General features: G+C 65.0%; 10 protein-coding genes. 6 read left to right on the top strand and 4 right to left on the bottom strand.

The features are described from left to right. Window positions 1-86 precede the first annotated feature (86 nt). The 6 genes from HMPREF2808_RS07440 (at window position 87) to HMPREF2808_RS07415 (ending at window position 12040) form a co-directional block, all read left to right on the top strand. Window positions 87-2000, top strand: coding sequence for an alpha/beta hydrolase-fold protein (locus HMPREF2808_RS07440; protein ID WP_369815760.1), 1914 nt, complete (start codon window positions 87-89; stop codon window positions 1998-2000). 10 nt (window positions 2001-2010) lie between these two features. Continuing rightward, window positions 2011-2535, top strand: coding sequence for a DUF732 domain-containing protein (locus HMPREF2808_RS07435; protein WP_070624343.1), 525 nt, complete (start codon window positions 2011-2013; stop codon window positions 2533-2535). A 54-nt stretch (window positions 2536-2589) separates the two neighbouring features. Then, entirely contained in the window at window positions 2590-3528 is a 939-nt protein-coding gene (locus HMPREF2808_RS07430; RefSeq protein ID WP_070624342.1) for a cutinase family protein, read from the top strand. A 125-nt stretch (window positions 3529-3653) separates the two neighbouring features. Next, on the top strand, window positions 3654-5513 hold the full coding sequence (locus tag HMPREF2808_RS07425; protein ID WP_070563411.1) for a FadD32-like long-chain-fatty-acid--AMP ligase: 1860 nt from the start codon (window positions 3654-3656) through the stop codon (window positions 5511-5513). Window positions 5514-5723: 210 nt separating this feature from the next. Continuing rightward, entirely contained in the window at window positions 5724-10496 is a 4773-nt protein-coding gene (locus tag HMPREF2808_RS07420; RefSeq protein ID WP_070624341.1) for a type I polyketide synthase, read from the top strand. Beyond that, window positions 10493-12040 (top strand): acyl-CoA carboxylase subunit beta, encoded by a 1548-nt coding sequence (locus HMPREF2808_RS07415; RefSeq protein WP_046647588.1) that lies wholly within the window; start codon window positions 10493-10495, stop codon window positions 12038-12040. Before HMPREF2808_RS07420 ends, HMPREF2808_RS07415 begins: the two co-directional genes overlap by 4 nt. Window positions 12041-12309: 269 nt before the next feature. Here the strand turns inward: HMPREF2808_RS07415 and HMPREF2808_RS07410 are convergent, their stop codons facing one another. The 4 genes from HMPREF2808_RS07410 to HMPREF2808_RS07395 all read right to left on the bottom strand — a co-directional run bounded on the left by HMPREF2808_RS07410 (window position 12310) and on the right by HMPREF2808_RS07395 (window position 17154). Then, window positions 12310-13323, bottom strand: coding sequence for an HNH endonuclease signature motif containing protein (locus HMPREF2808_RS07410; protein WP_070624339.1), 1014 nt, complete (start codon window positions 13321-13323; stop codon window positions 12310-12312). A 127-nt stretch (window positions 13324-13450) separates the two neighbouring features. Beyond that, on the bottom strand, window positions 13451-13798 hold the full coding sequence (locus HMPREF2808_RS07405; RefSeq protein WP_070624338.1) for a DUF3054 domain-containing protein: 348 nt from the start codon (window positions 13796-13798) through the stop codon (window positions 13451-13453). Continuing rightward, complete coding sequence (locus tag HMPREF2808_RS07400; RefSeq protein WP_070523780.1) at window positions 13799-14809, bottom strand: lysylphosphatidylglycerol synthase transmembrane domain-containing protein; 1011 nt, start codon at window positions 14807-14809, stop codon at window positions 13799-13801. It abuts the gene before it with no gap. Next, window positions 14806-17154 (bottom strand): MMPL family transporter, encoded by a 2349-nt coding sequence (locus HMPREF2808_RS07395; protein ID WP_070597006.1) that lies wholly within the window; start codon window positions 17152-17154, stop codon window positions 14806-14808. Before HMPREF2808_RS07395 ends, HMPREF2808_RS07400 begins: the two co-directional genes overlap by 4 nt. Window positions 17155-17160 lie beyond the last annotated feature (6 nt).

Here is a 17160-nt window from a genome sequence, read left to right as displayed (position 1 = left end):
CTTCAATGCCGAACACTGCGTCAACTCAGCCCCGCCGGTCCACCAAGGTTTCCGGCCTGCGTTCCCCGTCCGCAGCCCGCAAGGGCCTGACCATCGCTGCACTGCCCACCGCCGTGGCCGTGGGCTTTGCGTTGCTGCCTATTGCAAACGCGCAGTCTTCCGGCTCTTCCAGCGACGGAATTACTGATCTTCTGGGCAGCTCCAACCTCTCCGATTCCTTCGCCCCGTCCAATCCGCCGCAGCGCACTCCGGTGGAGACCGAATACCCGAAGATCGAGGGCTTGCCGGAGGGCGTGTCCGTGTCCCGCGTTGAGTATCTGACCAACCGCCACCTCAAGGTCTACATCAAGTCCGCCGCCATGCCGGACAAGGAACAGGTCGTGCAGATCCAGCTCGCGCGTGACTGGTACTCCAACCCGGACAAGACCTTCCCGGAGGTCTGGGCTCTTGATGGCCTGCGCGCCCGCGACGACGAGTCCGGCTGGACCATCGAGACCAACATCTTGTCCCAGTACGCCGACCGCAACGTCAACCTCATCATGCCGGTGGGCGGCGAGTCCTCCTTCTACTCCGACTGGCAGAAGGAAGACAACGGCAGGCACTACATGTGGGAGACCTTCCTGATGAAGGAACTCATCCCGATCCTGGAGAAGGGCTACCGCTCCAACGGCAAGCGCGCCGTCACCGGCATCTCCATGGGCGGTACCGCCGCTGTCAACCTTGCTGAGCGCAACCCCTGGGCCTTCAAGTACGTTGGCTCCTTCTCGGGTTACCTCGATACCACCACCACCGGCATGCCGGAGGCCATTACCGCCGCGCAGGCCGATGCCGGCGGATTCACCTCTACCAACATGTGGGGTGACCTGTACTCCCAGGATTGGATCGACCACGATCCGAAGCTGGGCATCGAGAACCTCAAGGACATGAAGGTCTATGTCTCCGCCGGTAACGGCAAGGATGACTACGGCCAGATCGGCTCGGTGGCCAAGGGCCAGGCCAACATGGCCGGCGTGGGCCTGGAGGCCATCTCCCGCATGTCCACCCAGACCTTCGTTGATTACGCTAAGCGCGCTGGCGTCGAACCAGTGGTTAAGTTCCGTCCGACCGGCGTTCACAGCTGGGAATACTGGCAGTTTGAGATGACCGAGGCATGGCCCTACATCGCTGATTCCCTTGGCCTGGACAAGAGCGACCGCGGCGCGGACTGCACTCCGGTCGGGGCCATTGCGGAGGCCACCAAGTCCGGCATCATCGGTAACTGCGTGAACAACGAGTATGACGTCGCCGAGCGCGGCAAGGCCCAGGACTTCCAGGCCGGTACCGCCTACTGGTCCCCGGAGACCGGCGCACACGCCGTGATCGGCCGCATCGGCGCTCGCTACTCCGAGCTCGGTGGACCGACCTCCTGGCTGGGCTTCCCGACGACCGGCGAGGAAAAGACCCCCGACGGCCGCGGCCGCTACGTCCACTTCGAGCACGGCTCCATCTACTGGACCCCGGAGACCGGCGCTTGGCCGATCCCGAAGGACTTCTTCGATGCATGGGGCAAGAACGGCTTCGAGGGCGGCGACCTCAAGTACCCGGTTGCAGAGGCACGCAAGGTCGGCGACGGCCAGGTCCAGGATTTCGAGGACGGCGTGCTGACCCGCAACCCGGACGGTTCCTTCCACATCGTGCACGGCGCCATCGGCGCGAAGTACAAGGAGCTGAAGGCTGCTGAGTCCGAGCTGGGCTTCCCGGTGGGTGAGGAAAAGGCCGTCAACGGCGGCTTCTTCCAGGAATTCGAGCATGGCAACATCTACTGGTCCATGGACTCCGGCGCGCACTACATCCTCAAGGGCAAGATCTTCGATGAGTGGGGCAAGCACGGCTGGGAGCAGGGCGAGTTTGGCTGGCCGACGGAGGACTACACCTCCATTCCGGCCGGTGGGCTGACCCAGTCCTTCCAGCATGGCGTCATCCGTGAGGTCATGGGCCAGGTCCAGGCGGATAAGAAGTAGGAGAACCGCCATGCGTCTTTTCTCCGCGCGTCCCGCCGCGGCAGCCGGCGCGGCCGTGCTGCTCGCCGCCGGTGCCCTGTTGAGCGGTTGCGGTTCCGCCACCGTCGAGGAGGGCGAGGCCACCGACACCTCCGTGGCGCCGTTGGAGCGTTCCTCCGCGGCGAGCGGCGGGGCGTCGGCAAGCTCGGCGTCAGCTAGTGGGGCGTCGGAAAGCTCTTCGTCGGCGTCGCGCACCGAAGAGGAACAGGACGGGGAGCCGGAAGACCGCGGCGCACACGAGATCTCCGAGATCCCCGCCCCCGCTCCCGCGCAAGGCCCAGACCAGGACTTCCTGGCTGCGGTGGCGAAGGCCGGCGTAAACGTCGACGGCGTGGAAGACCAAGTGGTGGGTGCCGCGCAGGCCTCCTGCCAGGGCGATGCCGTCACCGCACCGGCAGTGGCCGGACAGCTCATTGAGCAGGGCCGCACCGAGCTTAGCCATGAGGAACTAGTCCGGCTCATCACCGAGCAGGGCCGCAAGCTCTGCGCTCAGTAACGTGGCAGGGATTTTCCAGACAATCCCGTGCCTTCTCGAGGTAGAAATTTCTTCATGCGTAAAACACTTACCGTCCTTGCCGTCGTTGTTCTCCTCGCCGTGATTGGCGGGGGAGCGGTCCACTTCCTCAACACCCGCGAGGAAGGAGAGCAAGGAAACCTTGCGGAGCCCGCCCCCTCCCAGGGGGAGGGCGAAGAAAACGCAACCCCCGAGCAGCCGGATTGGTGCCCGCGCGTGGAGTTCATCTCCGCGCCGGGAACGTGGGAATCCGCTGCGGACGATGATCCGATCAACCCGGGGGCGAACCCGAACTCCTTCATGCTGTCGATTACGAATCCGCTGAAGGAGGCCTACGTTCCCGAGGACGTTAAGGTGTGGACGCTGCCGTACACCGCGCAGTTCAAGAACATTAACGCGCAGCACGAGATGAGCTACGACGATTCCCGCAACGAGGGCACCTCGCGCCTGGAGGGCGAGCTGACCTACATGCACGAGACCTGCCCGAACACGAAGTTCATCCTGAGCGGCTTTTCGCAGGGCGCGGTCATCGCGGGTGATGTGGCGGACCGAATCGGCGGCGGCAACGGACCCGTGCCCGCAGAGAGCGTGGCGGGTGTCGCACTCATTGCGGACGGCCGACGCCAGGACGGCGTGGGCATAAACCCGGGCGCGCACGTCGGCGGCGTGGGCGCGGAGATTGCCCTGCAGCCGGTCTCAACGTTGATTCAGGGCATCGTCCCGGGCGCCACGATGCGCGGTGAGCGCGCCAACGGTTTCGGAACGCTAGCGGACCGCACCTTCCAAATCTGCGCGCCGAATGACTCCATCTGTGATGCACCACTGGACGTCAGCAACGGCCTCGAGCGCGCCCGCGATCTTATCGACGCCAACGGCGTCCACGCACTGTACGCCTCTAATCCGGACACCATCGAAGGCACCACGGCCAACCAATGGGTGACGCAGTGGGCCAAGGACACCATCGACGCACAATAGCGCTTGGCGACGTCCCGCCTGCGCGCCATGTAACGGTCGGCGTAGTCCTTCTGATATTTTTAATGTCAAAAGTACGTGAAGCAGGGGTATGTGCCCCGCTCTACCCTACGAAGGAGCTTTCCCACATGGACCTGAAAGCCTTGATCGGCCAGTTCTTCGACGAGAAGGGCAACATCGCCCTGCCGCCCCACCTCACGTTGGCGGGCCTTGCCGAACACGTCTATGCCGCGGAGCAGCAGGCGGGTATCCCGGATCGCCCGGTCATGCGCCAATGGGTCTATAGCGATAACCCGGAGGGAACACCGCGCGATATCACCCGCTCCCAGGTCAATACCCGCATCAAGGCAGTGGCTGCGCGCCTGCAGCAGGTGGGCAAGATGGGGGACCGCGTGGCGATCCTGGCGGGCAACTCGCCCGAGTACATCTTCGGCTTCCTTGGCGCGATGTACGCGGGCATGACCCCGATCCCGCTCTATGATCCGAACGAGCCCGGCCACACCGACCACCTGCGGGCGGTCTTTGGTGACGCTAACCCGTCGATCGTTCTGACCAATAACATCTCGGCCGCGGCGAACCGCGCATACTTCTCGGACCGCCCGGCGGCCGAGCGCCCGCGCATCATCTCCATCGACTCCCTGCCGGATTCCCTGGCGCAGAGCTGGGTGAACCCGCTGGAGACGGAGGAGGGCAAGGCGGCCCTGGCCGCGCTGCAGACCGCGCCGGTGGACCACCCGGCCTTCCTGCAGTACACCTCCGGCTCCACCCGGACACCTGCGGGCGTGCTGCTGACAAACCGCAACATCATGACCAACGTGCTGCAGATCTTCACCGCGGTACAGATCAAGCTGCCAGCGCGCGTGGTGTCCTGGCTGCCGATGCACCACGATATGGGCATCATCCTGGCGGTCTTCGTGACGATTCTGGGCCTCAACCTGGAAATCATGACGCCGCGTGACTTCGTGCAGCAGCCCAAGCGCTGGATTGATCAGCTCAAGCGCCAGCCCATCGATGAGCAGCTGCAAGGTACCTATGCCGTGGTTCCGAACTTCGCCCTCGAGCTCGCCGCGCGCTACGGCGCCCCGGCGGAGGGGGAGAAGCTGGACTTCAGCAACGTCGATGGCATCGTGATCGGTTCGGAGCCGGTGACCGAGTCTGCGGTGAATTCCTTCTGGGAGACTTTCGGCAAGGAAGAGTTTGGCCTGCGCCGCGATGCCCTGCGCCCGTCCTATGGCATGGCGGAGGCCTCGTTGATTGTCACCACGCCGCAGACTCCGGAGCGCCCGGTCATTTCCCACTTCGACCGCGAGCGTCTGGCTCAGGGTGAGGCGGTCATCGTGGAGAAGTCCGCGGATTCCGTGGCCTATGCCTCCTGTGGCCAGAGCGTCGTGGCCCAGCACCTGACCATCGTGGACCCGGAGACCAAGACCGAGCTGCCGGATGGCCGCGTGGGTGAAATCTGGCTGCACGGCGAGAACCGAGCCGCTGGCTACCTGGACCGCGCGGAGGAAACCGCCTCGACCTTCCACAACACGCTGGGGGAGCGCTTGGCGGAGGGCACCCGCGTGCCGAATGCCCCGGAGGACAATAACTGGTTGGCCACCGGTGACCTCGCGGCAATCGTGGATAACCAGCTCTACATCACCGGTCGCCTCAAGGACCTCATCGTGGTCGCAGGCCGCAACCACTACCCGCAGGACATCGAGGGCACCGTGCAGGAGGCCTCGGGCCACGTCCGTGCGGACTCCATCGCGGCCTTCTCCGTGGAGGGCGGCAGCACCGAGGAGCTCGTGCTGCTCATCGAGCGCGCCGATGGCGCCAACCCGGCCGATGACGCCGCCGCGTCCGAAGCCATCCGCTCCGCGGTTTCCGCGAACCACGGCGTGACCCCGGCGGTCATCCAGTGGTTTAACGCAAACGAGATCAAGCGCACCTCCTCGGGCAAGATTGCCCGCCGCGTGGCCAAGAAGAGCTACCTCGCTTCCTAAAGCCCACGCCGCTTAAACCCCCGTTCCCGCGCTACTGCGGGGCGGGGGTTGCTGCTGCCTGTGGGTATGTCGGTTATGAAACCCAAGTTAACAAAGTGAGATAATCATTCGATAACCCCTATGTACGCTTCGACGTGCGCGTTTTTGTGCTGCGCAAAATCGAATGCAGAGTTAGATATTTTTTAGTCCGCGTAAGAAAGCTAGAGATTTATGACCGTTGAAGAGCTACGTGGCTGGTTGCGCACCTGGGTTGCGCAGACCACCGGCCTGTCGGCAGAGGAAATCACGGACACCAAACCGCTGGAGAATTTTGGGCTGTCCTCGCGTGACGCAGTGGTCCTTTCCGGCGAGTTAGAAAACCTCCTCGGCATTAAGCTCGAGCCCACCGTGGCCTACGAGTACCCCACCATCGCGCAGCTGGCTGAGCGCCTGGTCAACGGTGCAGCCGCTGCAGGGGAGAGCGCACCGAAGGAGGCGTCGCCACGCCCGGCCACCATCGCGGGCGGTGACATCGCCGTCATCGGTTACGCTGGCCGCTTCCCGGGCGCTAAAAACGTTGATGAGTTCTGGACCATGCTCGTCGAAGGCCGCGCCGGCACCGGCCCGCTGCCTGTCGGACGCTGGTCGGAATACTCTTCCGATCCCATTACCAGCGAGAAGATTGAGCAGCAGAACACCGACGGTGGCTATATCGAGGACATCGCTTCCTTCGACCCCGAGTTCTTTGGTCTCTCCCCGCTGGAGGCGGCCAACATGGACCCGCAGCAGCGCATCCTCATGGAGGTCTCGTGGGAGGCCCTCGAGGACGCCGGCGTACCCGCCAACCAGCTGCGCGGCACGGCCACCGGTGTCTACATGGGCTCCACCAACAATGACTACGGCATGCTCATTACCGCCGACCCGGCGGAGATGCACCCTTATGCCATGACGGGTACGTCCTCAGCGATCGTGGCTAACCGCCTTTCCTACGCCTTCGATCTGCGCGGCCCTTCCATCAACGTGGACACCGCGTGCTCCGCCTCCCTCGTGGCGGTCAACCAGGCGGTCAAGGACCTGCGCGTGGGTGCGGCTGATACGGCACTCGCCGGCGGCGTGAACATCCTGGCTTCACCCCACGCCTCCATCGCCTTTAGTGAGCTGGGTGTCACCTCTCCCACCAGCGCCATCCACGCCTTTTCCGATGATGCCGATGGCATCGTCCGCGCGGATGCCGCGGGCGTGCTCGTGCTCAAGCGCCTCGAGGACGCCGAGCGCGATGGCGACACCATCCATGCCGTCATCAAGGGCACCGCGGTCAACTCCGACGGCCACTCCAACGGCCTGACCGCCCCCAACCCGGAGGCGCAGGTCGACGTCCTCGAGCGCGCCTATGCCGACGCCGGCATCCGCCCGCAGGACGTGGACTACGTCGAGGCCCACGGCACCGGCACCATCCTCGGTGACCCCATCGAGGCCACCGCGCTCGGCCGCGTGTTGGGCCCGGGCCGCCAGGCCGCGAACCCGACCCTGCTGGGTTCTGCCAAGACCAACATCGGCCACTCCGAGTCCGCCGCCGGCGTGGTGGGCCTCATCAAGGTCATCGAAGGAATGCGCCACGGCGTCATCCCGCCGAATATCAACTACGCGGGCCCCAACCGCTATATCGATTTCGACGCCGAGCACCTCGAAGTGGTCGAGGATCCGCGCGAATGGCCCGAATATTCCGGCCAGAAGGTCGCGGGTGTCTCCGGCTTCGGCTTCGGCGGCACCAATGCCCACGTGGTGTTGACCGACTACCGCGGGCTGACCCACCAGGACGCCCCGCAGGTCGCCATCGGCGAGGGGCAGCCAGTGGCCCTGCCGGTCTCCGGCCTGCTGCCCTCCCGCCGCGCCGCAGCGGCTTCCGACTTGGCGGACTATATCGAGGCAGAGAACCCGAACCTGCTTTCCCTGGCCCGTACCCTTGCGCGCCGCAACCATGGGCGCTCGCGTGCGGTAGTGGTGGCGTCGTCCAGCGAGGAAGCTGTCAAGCGCCTGCGACAGGTCGCCGAGGGAACCGTCTCCGTGGGCATCGCCGCGGCGGATTCTCCCTCCGTCCACGGCCCCGTCTTCATGTACTCCGGCTTTGGCTCCCAGCACCGCAAGATGGCCAAGGACATGATTGAGATCTCGCCGCTGTTCAAGGAGCGCCTGGAGGAGCTCGACGCCATCGTGCAGCGCGAATCCGGCTGGTCCATCCTGGAGCTGGTGCACGACGACGCCCAGACCTACAACACCGAAACCGCGCAGGTGGCCATCACCGCCATCCAGATAGCGCTGACGGATCTGCTCGCCACCTTCGGCGTGCGCCCTGCCGGCGTTATCGGCATGTCCATGGGTGAGATCGGCGCGGCCTATGCTGCGGGCGGCATCACGGCGGCCGACGCCATGCTCATCGCCTGCCACCGCGCACGCCTGATGGGGGAGGGCGAGGCCTCGCTTCCCGACGATCAGCAGGGCGCCATGGCCGTCGTCGAGCTCTCCGCCGAGGAGATTGACGCCCTTCCGGGTTCCATCGAACCTGCCGTGTACACCGGCCCCGGCATGACCACCGTCGGTGGTCCGCGCGAAGAGGTCCTCGCGCTGGTGGAGCGCCTCGAAGGCGAGGGCAAGTTCGCCCGCGCGCTCAACGTCAAGGGCGCGGGCCACACCTCCGCCGTCGACCCGCTCCTCGGTGAGCTCTATGCGGAAATCGCTGGCATCGAGACCCGCCCGCTGCACACGACGCTCTTCTCCTCCGTCGACCGCGGCAAGGTCTACCGCCCCGGTACGGTGCTGCACGATGAGGACTACTGGATCCGCATGACCCGCAAGCCCGTCTACCTGCAGGACGCAGCGGAGGCAGCCTTTGCGGCGGGCCACATGCAGATCGTTGAGATTTCCCCGAACCCGATTGCGCTCATGGGCCTGATGTCCACCGCCTTTGCCGCGGGCAAGGCGGATGCGCAGCTGCTTTACAGCCTGAAGCGCAAGGTGGACCCTACCGAGTCGCTGCTGGATCTGCTGGGCAAGCTCTACGTCGCGGGAACTCCGGTGAACTACACCAAGGTCTTTGGTTCCGGCGCGCTTGTCGCCGCCCCGCATACCCGCTTCCGCCGCCAGCGTTTCTGGACCAACGCTCGTCCCTCGTCGGGCGTGTCCGGCCTGCCGGGCGCGCGCGTGACGCTGCCGGAGGGCGCGGTGGCGTTCTCCACGAACGCTGACCAGGCGCCGAGCGCGCTGGCCATCCTGGAGGCCGCCGCCGAGGCCGTCACCCCGGGCGCGCACATCGCGGCGAGCGAGGAGCACCTGGATCTGCCCGCGAAGGGCGAGGTCACCACCATTGTTCGCCGCACGCTGGGCGGGCTGTCGGTGGCGGTGCACTACGTGGATGGAGCGACCACCAAGCTTGTTGCGGAAGGTTTTGCCTCGACCCTCAACCTTGCAGAACCCACCCCGACGGCCGAGCCGAGCCTGCCGCAGGCCGTGACCGCGCCGCAGTTTGCTGACCCCGACGTGGGCGTCGACGCCGTGCGCTGGGACCCGGAGAAGGAGAGCGTGGAGGAGCGCTTGGCGCTCATCGTGTCGGAGTCCATGGGCTACGACGTCTCCGATCTCCCGCGCGAGCTGCCGCTCATTGATCTGGGCCTGGATTCGCTCATGGGCATGCGCATCAAGAACCGGGTGGAGAATGACTTCCAGATTCCGCCGCTGCAGGTGCAGGCGCTTCGCGACGCCTCCCTCGCCGACGTCATCACCATGGTCGAAGAGGCCGTGTCCGAGCAGCCCGATGCCGCAACCGCAAGCGCCGACGCGACCGCCGACGCACCCTCCGCGCTCACCGAGAGCGACGACACCACCCCAGACGCCTCCGCGGTGAGCGCGAAGGGCGGCGAAGGCGTGGGCGTTGCACCGCGCGATGCCTCCGAGCGCATGGTCTTCGGCACCTGGGCCACCTTCACAGGTACGGCCGCAGCCGGCGTGACCTCCGCGCTACCGCAGGTCAGCGATGAGGTGGCAGAAAAGATTGCCGAACGCCTCACCGAGCGCGCTGGCATCGAGGTCACTGCGCACCAGGTCCACGAGGCCGAAGCGCTGGAGAACCTGGCGGACCTCGTCCGCGAGGGCCTGGAGACTGAGGTCGAGGGCAATATCCGTGTCCTGCGCGAGGCCGATGGCCCCGCCGTCTTCATGTTCCACCCGGCCGGCGGCACCACCGTGGTCTACCAGCCGCTGACCCGCCGCCTGCCTGCCGACGTCGCCGTCTACGGCGTGGAGCGCCTTGAAGGCAGCCTGGAGGAGCGCGCCGCCGCCTACATCGAGGACATCCTGCACTACGCGCGCGGCCGCAAGGTCGTGCTTGGCGGCTGGTCCTTCGGCGGCGCGCTGGCCTATGAGGTGGCCTACCAGCTGCAGGAGCGTCAAGCTCGCGGCGAGGATACTGCTGAGGTTGCCTTTATCGCTCTGCTGGATACCACCCAGCCGGCTAACCCAGCGCCGAAGACACTGGAGGAAACCAAGGCCCGCTGGGGGCGCTACGCCGCCTTCGCCAAGAAGACCTATGGCCTCGACTTCGAGCCGCCCTACGAGATGCTGGAGACCGTGGGCGAGGATGCACTCATGGCCATGCTCGCGGAATTCCTTAGCTCCACCGACGCCTCTGAGCACGGCCTGTCCGCCGGCGTGCTCGAACACCAACGTGCGTCCTTCGTGGATAACCAGATTCTGGGCTCGCTGGATATGGGACGGTGGGCGTCGGTAAGCGTGCCCGTCATCCTCTTCCGCTCCGAGCGCATGCATGACGGCGCCATCGAGCTCGAGCCTGCCTATGCGGAGATTAACCCGGACGGTGGCTGGGGCGTTATCGTGAAGGATCTGGAGATTGTGCAGCTGCCGGGCGACCACCTGGCGGTTCCCGACGAGCCCGCAATCGGTATCGTGGGCAAGCACATGGAGGAATGGATCGAGGAGAAGATTCGGAAGTGACTAGCACCGCTGACAAGCTAGCGGACCTACGCGAGCGCCTCGAGCGTGCCCAGGATCCCGGCAGTGAACGCTCCCGGGCACGCCGCGATGAGGCCGGCCGCTCGACTCCGCGCCAACGCATCGCCGCGCTTCTCGACGAAGGCTCTTTCGTCGAAACCGGCGCCCTGGGCAAGACCCCCGGCGACCCGGATGCGATTTACTCCGACGGCGTGGTCACCGGCCACGGCCGCATCAACGGCCGCCCGGTGTGCATTTATGCGCACGATAAGACTGTGTACGGCGGTTCCGTGGGCGTGACCTTTGGCAAGAAGGTCACGGACATCATGGATTTGGCCATCAAGATTGGCTGCCCGGTTATCGGCATCCAGGATTCCGGCGGCGCGCGTATTCAGGACGCGGTGACGTCGCTGGCCATGTACTCGGAGATTGCCCGCCGCCAGCTGCCGCTGTCCGGCCGCAGCCCGCAGATTTCCATCATGATGGGCAAGTCCGCCGGTGGTGCGGTGTATGCGCCGGTGACCACGGACTTCATCATCGCCGTCGATGGTGAGGCGGAGATGTACGTGACGGGCCCGAACGTGATCAAGGAGGTCACGGGCGAGGAGATTTCTTCCCACGACTTGGGTTCCGCCCGCCAGCAGGAGCTCAACGGCAACGTGTCCGTCGTGGTGCCCTCGGAGGACGAGGCCTTCGACATGGTGCGCGATTTGCTCGACCACCTGCCGCTGACCTGCTTCGACGAGTCCCCGGTCTTCGACGCGCCTACTGATGACGAGGTAGCTGAGGACACCGAGCTGGATTCCTTCATGCCGGATGATACGAACGCCGGCTACGACATGATGGACCTGCTCACGCAGCTTGGCGACGATGACGATCTCATCGAAATCCAGGAAAACTACGCCCCCAACGTCATCACCGCCTTTGGGCGCATCGACGGCAAGGCCGTGGGTTTTGTGGCCAATAACCCGATGCATTCAGCGGGTTGTATCGATGCGGATGCCGCCGATAAGGGCGCGCGCTTTATCCGCATCTGCGATGCCTATAACATTCCGCTGGTCTTCGTGGTCGATACGCCGGGCTACCTGCCGGGCGTGGACCAGGAGAAGGCTGGTCTGATTCACCGCGGCGCGAAGTTCGCGTTTGCCGTGGTGGAGGCCACCGTGCCAAAGGTTTCGCTCATCGTGCGCAAGGCTTATGGCGGTGCATACGCCGTGATGGGTTCGAAGAACCTGACCGGTGATATCAACCTGGCGTGGCCGACAGCCCAGATCGCCGTGATGGGCTCGGCCGCCGCGGTGGTCATGATTGCCGGCAAGCAGCTCGAGGCCGCCGAGACCCCAGAGCAACGCGCGATGACGAAGAAGATGTTCATGGACTTCTACGACGAGACCATGACCGCGCCTTATGTCGCCGCGGAGCGTGGCTACCTCGACGGCATGATTAAGCCCTCCGAGTCGCGCTTGGCTCTGCGCCGCGCGCTGCGCCAGCTTGCCGATAAGCAGGAGAAGGACCTGCCCAAGAAGCACACCATCTCCCCGCTCTAGCGTCGTTTAAGCCTGGCGGCGGGCGAAGAAGGCCTGCGGATCGCGCTGAATTTTGTGTCTCGGCGTAACATGTGAGCCTGTTTTATCCGATAGGCCTAAAGACTAGGAATTCAATCAAAGGAGAAACCCAATGCTCTCTAGCGTTCTTGACCTCAGCGGTGACATCATCAACCTCGTCATTATGCTGCTCAACCAGGCCGGCGTGGACGTTTCCGCCCTGAGCTCGAAGTAAACCAGCGCTTCTAGCCCCTCCTTGCGGAGGGGCTTTTTTAATCCCAGACCGGGCTGGGGAGGGGGACTGGTGGTCCGCCGTCGGGAGGCAGCCACGCCATGCGGCCTTCGATGCGGTCGATACGCCCGCGGTACGTGGGGCGGGCGGGGTCATCGTCGTTGATGGCGTTGTGATACTTGCATAACGGCACGAGGTTGTCGAGGTTCGTCGGCCCGCCATCCTGCCACCGTCTGATGTGGTGCATTTGGCATTCCGCGGCAGGTCTTGTGCAGCCGAGCCAAGCGCACGTCGGATGCTCTGCGCTGAGCAGGATTCGTTGCTTATCGTTGGCGAAGCGGCTGCCGTAATACACATTGACCGGCCCCTCGACCGGGTGGAAGAGGGAGACGAAGCCACGCTCAGAAAACGTGGTGCGGAGGAACTCCGCGCCTGTCATCGTGCCGCCGTCGGTTGCCTGCAGAAGGATGTCATCGCCCTCGCCCCGCACAATCTTGTCCAGCTGTTCGAGGCGCACAATGACGTGAGCATGCAATGCCGGCTTCGGCGCGCCGCTTCCGGAAAAGACCTCGTGGACTGCCTTGAGCAGGTCCTCCGACGTGGCTTTGAGAGTGCCTACTAGATTGGCAATCGCGCGCGGGCGATCCGTGATGATGAGCTTGTGCATGCCGCCCGCACTGCGTCGCACGCGGACGCCAGGAGTGGGCTCGGGTGTGAGCTCCGCGAGCCTGCGCTTCGCCACACCCGCAATCTCGCCTTCTGGGGTCGCACACAATTCCACGCGCAAGTCCCATGCCTGGCGCGAGTTCTTGACGCGCGCCACATGCCGCTCAATCTGCAGCAGCGTATCCAGCGCATGGTTAGTCTCCCGGGCGCGGCGCTGCTTGGCGCTGAAAGCAGTTTGGCCAAAATAAACGCGGTGAAGTCCCTCGAGCTGCCGCGCCACGCGCGGCGTCGCGCCCAGCGCCAGCATGTCCTCGTGCGTGTGCCCCGCGCACAAGGAGACGACGTGCATGCCGCGAGCGAGTACCCCGAGTAAGTCCCCCAACTTCATGCCTCACACACTAAACCGCCCCTAACTATCCCGCAACCGGAACGCCAAACTCCCAGCTCAAACGTCTATTTGCAAGGGCGTAAAGGGGTGAAAGGAGGTCGACGGGTAACCGACTATGTCACAGATTCTAGGCGCGGGAGCGGGAAGCAAAGGCCGCGATGGCTCGCCAGCCAAAGAAGAACAGCGCCGACATTACGGTGGCCACGATGAGGAAGGACCAGTGCGGCAGGCGGCCGTTGACCAGCATCCACAGGGCCATACCGCCAATGATGGCGCTCAGCCACACGACGACGCCCTCCTTCCACAGGCCGCTCAGCTTCGTCGCCATGATGATGATCCAGCCCACGAGCGCGCCCACGGTCCACGGCCAGAAGGCATCAACCCAGGAGCTAAAGCTCAGGCCACCATGCGCCAGGCGGGCGCAGATGGCGAAGAGGGCGAGAGCGAGGACGTCGATAAGCGGGGCAACGCGCATTTAGGATTCCTTCCGGTTCAACGCCGCGTAAGAAAAGCCATCGCGGGCGTAGTGGGCGAAGTAGATGACCCATCCAATGATAGTGATGAGCGCAAAGGAAATAAGCCGGTAGATGATGGCCGCGGAGGTGGCGTGCACCACGGTCAGGCCTGTCGCCACCAGAGGGGTGATGAGCGCGGCCTCCACCGTGCCCACGCCACCCGGGGTGACCTGCGCGGAGCCAGCCAGCTTCGCGGCCAGGAAGGCCAGGGCCACACCGGCCAGGGTGGTGTCATCAGCACCCGCGCGCAGCCACGGAATCTCCCCGGTCACCGCCCACACGGATGCCCACAGCGCAGCCATATCCCCCAGGCGGTGAACTAGCGACGCCCCGGCAACCACAGCAAAGGGGCCACGCGAAAGGTGGACCTCGCCGAGGTTGCGGACCTCCTGAATCGCGCGGTCCCGTTTCGGGCCGGGCCGTAGCTTGCGCAGCCAGCCCTCGAGGGTCACCGGGTGCGAGGTCAGCCAGAAGACGCCGCCGAGGGCGGCGAGCATGAGGACAACCGTGGTGATGAGCGACCCCAGAGCCATATCCGCGTTGAGGAAAAACACCCCGCCCAAGCCAATGAGTGCGAGGAACATCGAGCTAATGATCGAGGACAAAAACAGGAAGTAACTGCACAGCGCCACCGACGCACCCCAGCGGCGCTGCACCTGGAAGGTGAGCAAAGCCGAAAAGGCAGGGCCCGCCGGCAAGGTCGTGGACCAGGCATTGGAGGCCAGCGTGATGGCGTAGGTTTCGCGCAGCGGCACCTTGACGCCGCCCGCTCCGATGAGCCGCTTCATCACTTCCGCCATGCCCGCGATGGACAGCAGCGCGAAGAACACCACCAGCACCACGGGGAAAGGTTCAGTGTGGCGCAGGCGTTGTAGCCCCTCGGAGATGAAGTCCAGCTGGTCGCGGAAGAACCACGCCAGCGCGGCCAGAATCAGCAGGGAGACTATCCAGGTCAGCCAGTTCTTCTTCATCGATCATCCGTGGACTTAAGGCGCTTGACCAGCTCGGAGAAGGGGATGAGCTCGGTGTCGGTGTCGGCGCTGCGGTCCCCGCGTACAGGAGCATCGCTTGGCGACGCCTCCTCAACCTGTTCTGCTGAAGTCACAGGGGAGTGGGGCGCGTCGTCCTGCGCAGCCGGTGCGGCCTCTTCGTAGTTCAGCGCTGGGGCGGTGGGCGCCGGTGCGGCAGCGGATGCGGTGGCCAGGGCCGGCTCGGCAGCCGGGGCGTTGTCGCCGCCGAGGCGATGGGTAAGGCGGGTGAGGAAGCGCGGAGCCCACCAGTTGTCCTCGCGCAGGAGGTGCATGACGGCGGGGACGAGGAGCATGCGGACGATGGTGGCGTCGATAAGCAGTGCAAAAATCATGCCGAAGGCGATGTACTTCATCATCACGATGTCGGAGAAGCCGAAGGCCCCCGCCACCACGATCATGATGAGCGCGGCCGCCGTGATGATGCCGCCTGTGTGCGCGGTGCCCGCAGCGATGGCCTCGTCCGTGGACGCACCCCGGCGGCGGGCCTCCACCATGCGCGAGACCAGGAAGACCTCATAGTCCGTGGACAGGCCAAAGACGATGGCGATGATGAGCACCAGAATCGGGCTCATCAGCGGACCGGCGGTGTAGTTGAGTAGGCCGGAACCGAGGCCATCGACGAACATGAGCGTCAAAATGCCCAGCGTCGCACCCAGCGAGAGCAGCGTCATGATGATGGCCTTGAGCGGCAGGATGAACGAGCCGAAGACCAGCGCCATGAGGATGAAGGTGGCCAGAACCACGTAGAGGGCCATCCAGGGCAGTGTGTCGAAGAGCGCGTCGAGGGACTCGACCTCCATCGCCGGGGTGCCGCCGACATAAAGCTCCACGCCGTCGGGTGCCTCAATGTTCTCGAGCTCGTGGACGATGCGCGCGTAGTCCTCGCGGTCCTGGATGCCGGCGCCGAGGACGGTCGTGCCGTCGACGGTCGCGGTCTTCGGGCCCATCGGTTCGGTGAGGCCTTGGATGGAGCGGGCTTGCATGACGACGTCGACAAGCTGCTCGTTGGTCGCGTTCTTCACCACGAGCTTGACCGGCTCGGTGCGGAAAGAGGGAAATTGCTCGTTGAACTGGTCCTGCGCCACGCGCGCGTCCTGGTTGGGCGGCAGGTAGGTCTCGTTGATGCCGCCGAATTTCACGCCCAGCACCGGCATGGCCAGCGCGATGAGCAGGGCGCAGATGGCGGTGGTCATTAGACCCGCGCGGCCCATGGCCCAGCGCGGCATCCGGTACCACCACGTGTCCTCGATGCGGCGCCCGCGGCGCGAGGTCTTTCGCACAGTCCACTTGTCGATGTTGGGGCCCAGCATGCCAAACAACGACGGCAGCACCATCACCGACAGGAGTGCGGCGAGGCCGACGGCGGAGATGGAACCATAGGCCACCGACTTAAGGAAGGCCTGCGGGAAGAGGAAGAGCCCGGAGAGGGACACGGCCACCATCGCGGCGGAAAAGACCACGGTCTGGCCGGCGGTGGCGGTGGTGATCGCCACGGCCTCCTTGGTATCGCGGCCCTTGTCCAGCTCCTCGCGGAAGCGCGAAACCATGAACAGGCCATAGTCGATGGCCAAGCCCAAGCCCAGCAGCGTGACGACGGCCTGCGCAAACACGTTGACCTGCTGGAAGCCAGCCAGGATGGACAGGATACCCAGGGAGCCCAGGATGGACAGGCCGCCCACGACGAGCGGCATGAAGGCCGCGACGACGGAGCCGAAGACAATCAGCAGCAGCAGTCCGACGAGCGGCAGCGCGGCCTTCTCCGCGCGGGAGATGTCCTTGGCCATGCCCTCATCCAGCGCGTCGGCCACGGCCGTGGCGCCCGCGACCTGCACGGGGACGTCGGCAGCGTGCAGCGAATCCTCGATGGTGCGGAAGTCCTTGAGAGTCTGCTCGCCGTCGCCCTTCAGCCCGATGGCGGCGAAGGCCGTGGAGTGATCCTGCGTGATGAGGTTCGGGTTGCGCTTATCAAAGTAGCTGGTGACGGAGTCGATCTGCTCCGGGTGCTGCGCCTTGAGCTCATCCAGGAAGGCCTTGGCCTCGGCGGCGTGGGCATCGGGGTCATCGAAAAGCAGGATGACGTCGCCGGAATTGTCCCGGCCGAAAGTCTCGAGCTCGATCTGTGTCGCGCTTGTCGACGCCGCCGAAGGATCCTCCCAGCCCTCCTGGCTCATCCGGTCACCCAGGCGGGTGCCGAAGCCGAAGAAGAGGCCGAGGATGAGACCCACGATGATGAGCGGGATGACCTTGCGGTGGGCATAGGAGAAGCGGCCCCAAGAATAAAACATGCGGCT

The organism is Corynebacterium sp. HMSC078A10 (assembly GCF_001811565.1).
Taxonomy (GTDB): Bacteria; Actinomycetota; Actinomycetes; order Mycobacteriales; family Mycobacteriaceae; genus Corynebacterium; species Corynebacterium hesseae.
This window is presented reverse-complemented; position numbering and strand designations above follow the sequence as displayed.

Bases quoted from the DNA above. Each gene is read 5' to 3' on its own strand.
- HMPREF2808_RS07400 (WP_070523780.1), bottom strand. From the start codon at position 14,809: ATGAAGAAGAACTGGCTGACCTGGATAGTCTCCCTGCTGATTCTGGCC.
- HMPREF2808_RS07420 (WP_070624341.1), top strand. From the start codon at position 5,724: ATGACCGTTGAAGAGCTACGTGGCTGGTTGCGCACCTGGGTTGCGCAG.
- HMPREF2808_RS07435 (WP_070624343.1), top strand. From the start codon at position 2,011: ATGCGTCTTTTCTCCGCGCGTCCCGCCGCGGCAGCCGGCGCGGCCGTG.
- HMPREF2808_RS07425 (WP_070563411.1), top strand. From the start codon at position 3,654: ATGGACCTGAAAGCCTTGATCGGCCAGTTCTTCGACGAGAAGGGCAAC.
- HMPREF2808_RS07405 (WP_070624338.1), bottom strand. From the start codon at position 13,798: ATGCGCGTTGCCCCGCTTATCGACGTCCTCGCTCTCGCCCTCTTCGCC.
- HMPREF2808_RS07430 (WP_070624342.1), top strand. From the start codon at position 2,590: ATGCGTAAAACACTTACCGTCCTTGCCGTCGTTGTTCTCCTCGCCGTG.
- HMPREF2808_RS07395 (WP_070597006.1), bottom strand. From the start codon at position 17,154: ATGTTTTATTCTTGGGGCCGCTTCTCCTATGCCCACCGCAAGGTCATC.
- HMPREF2808_RS07410 (WP_070624339.1), bottom strand. From the start codon at position 13,323: ATGAAGTTGGGGGACTTACTCGGGGTACTCGCTCGCGGCATGCACGTC.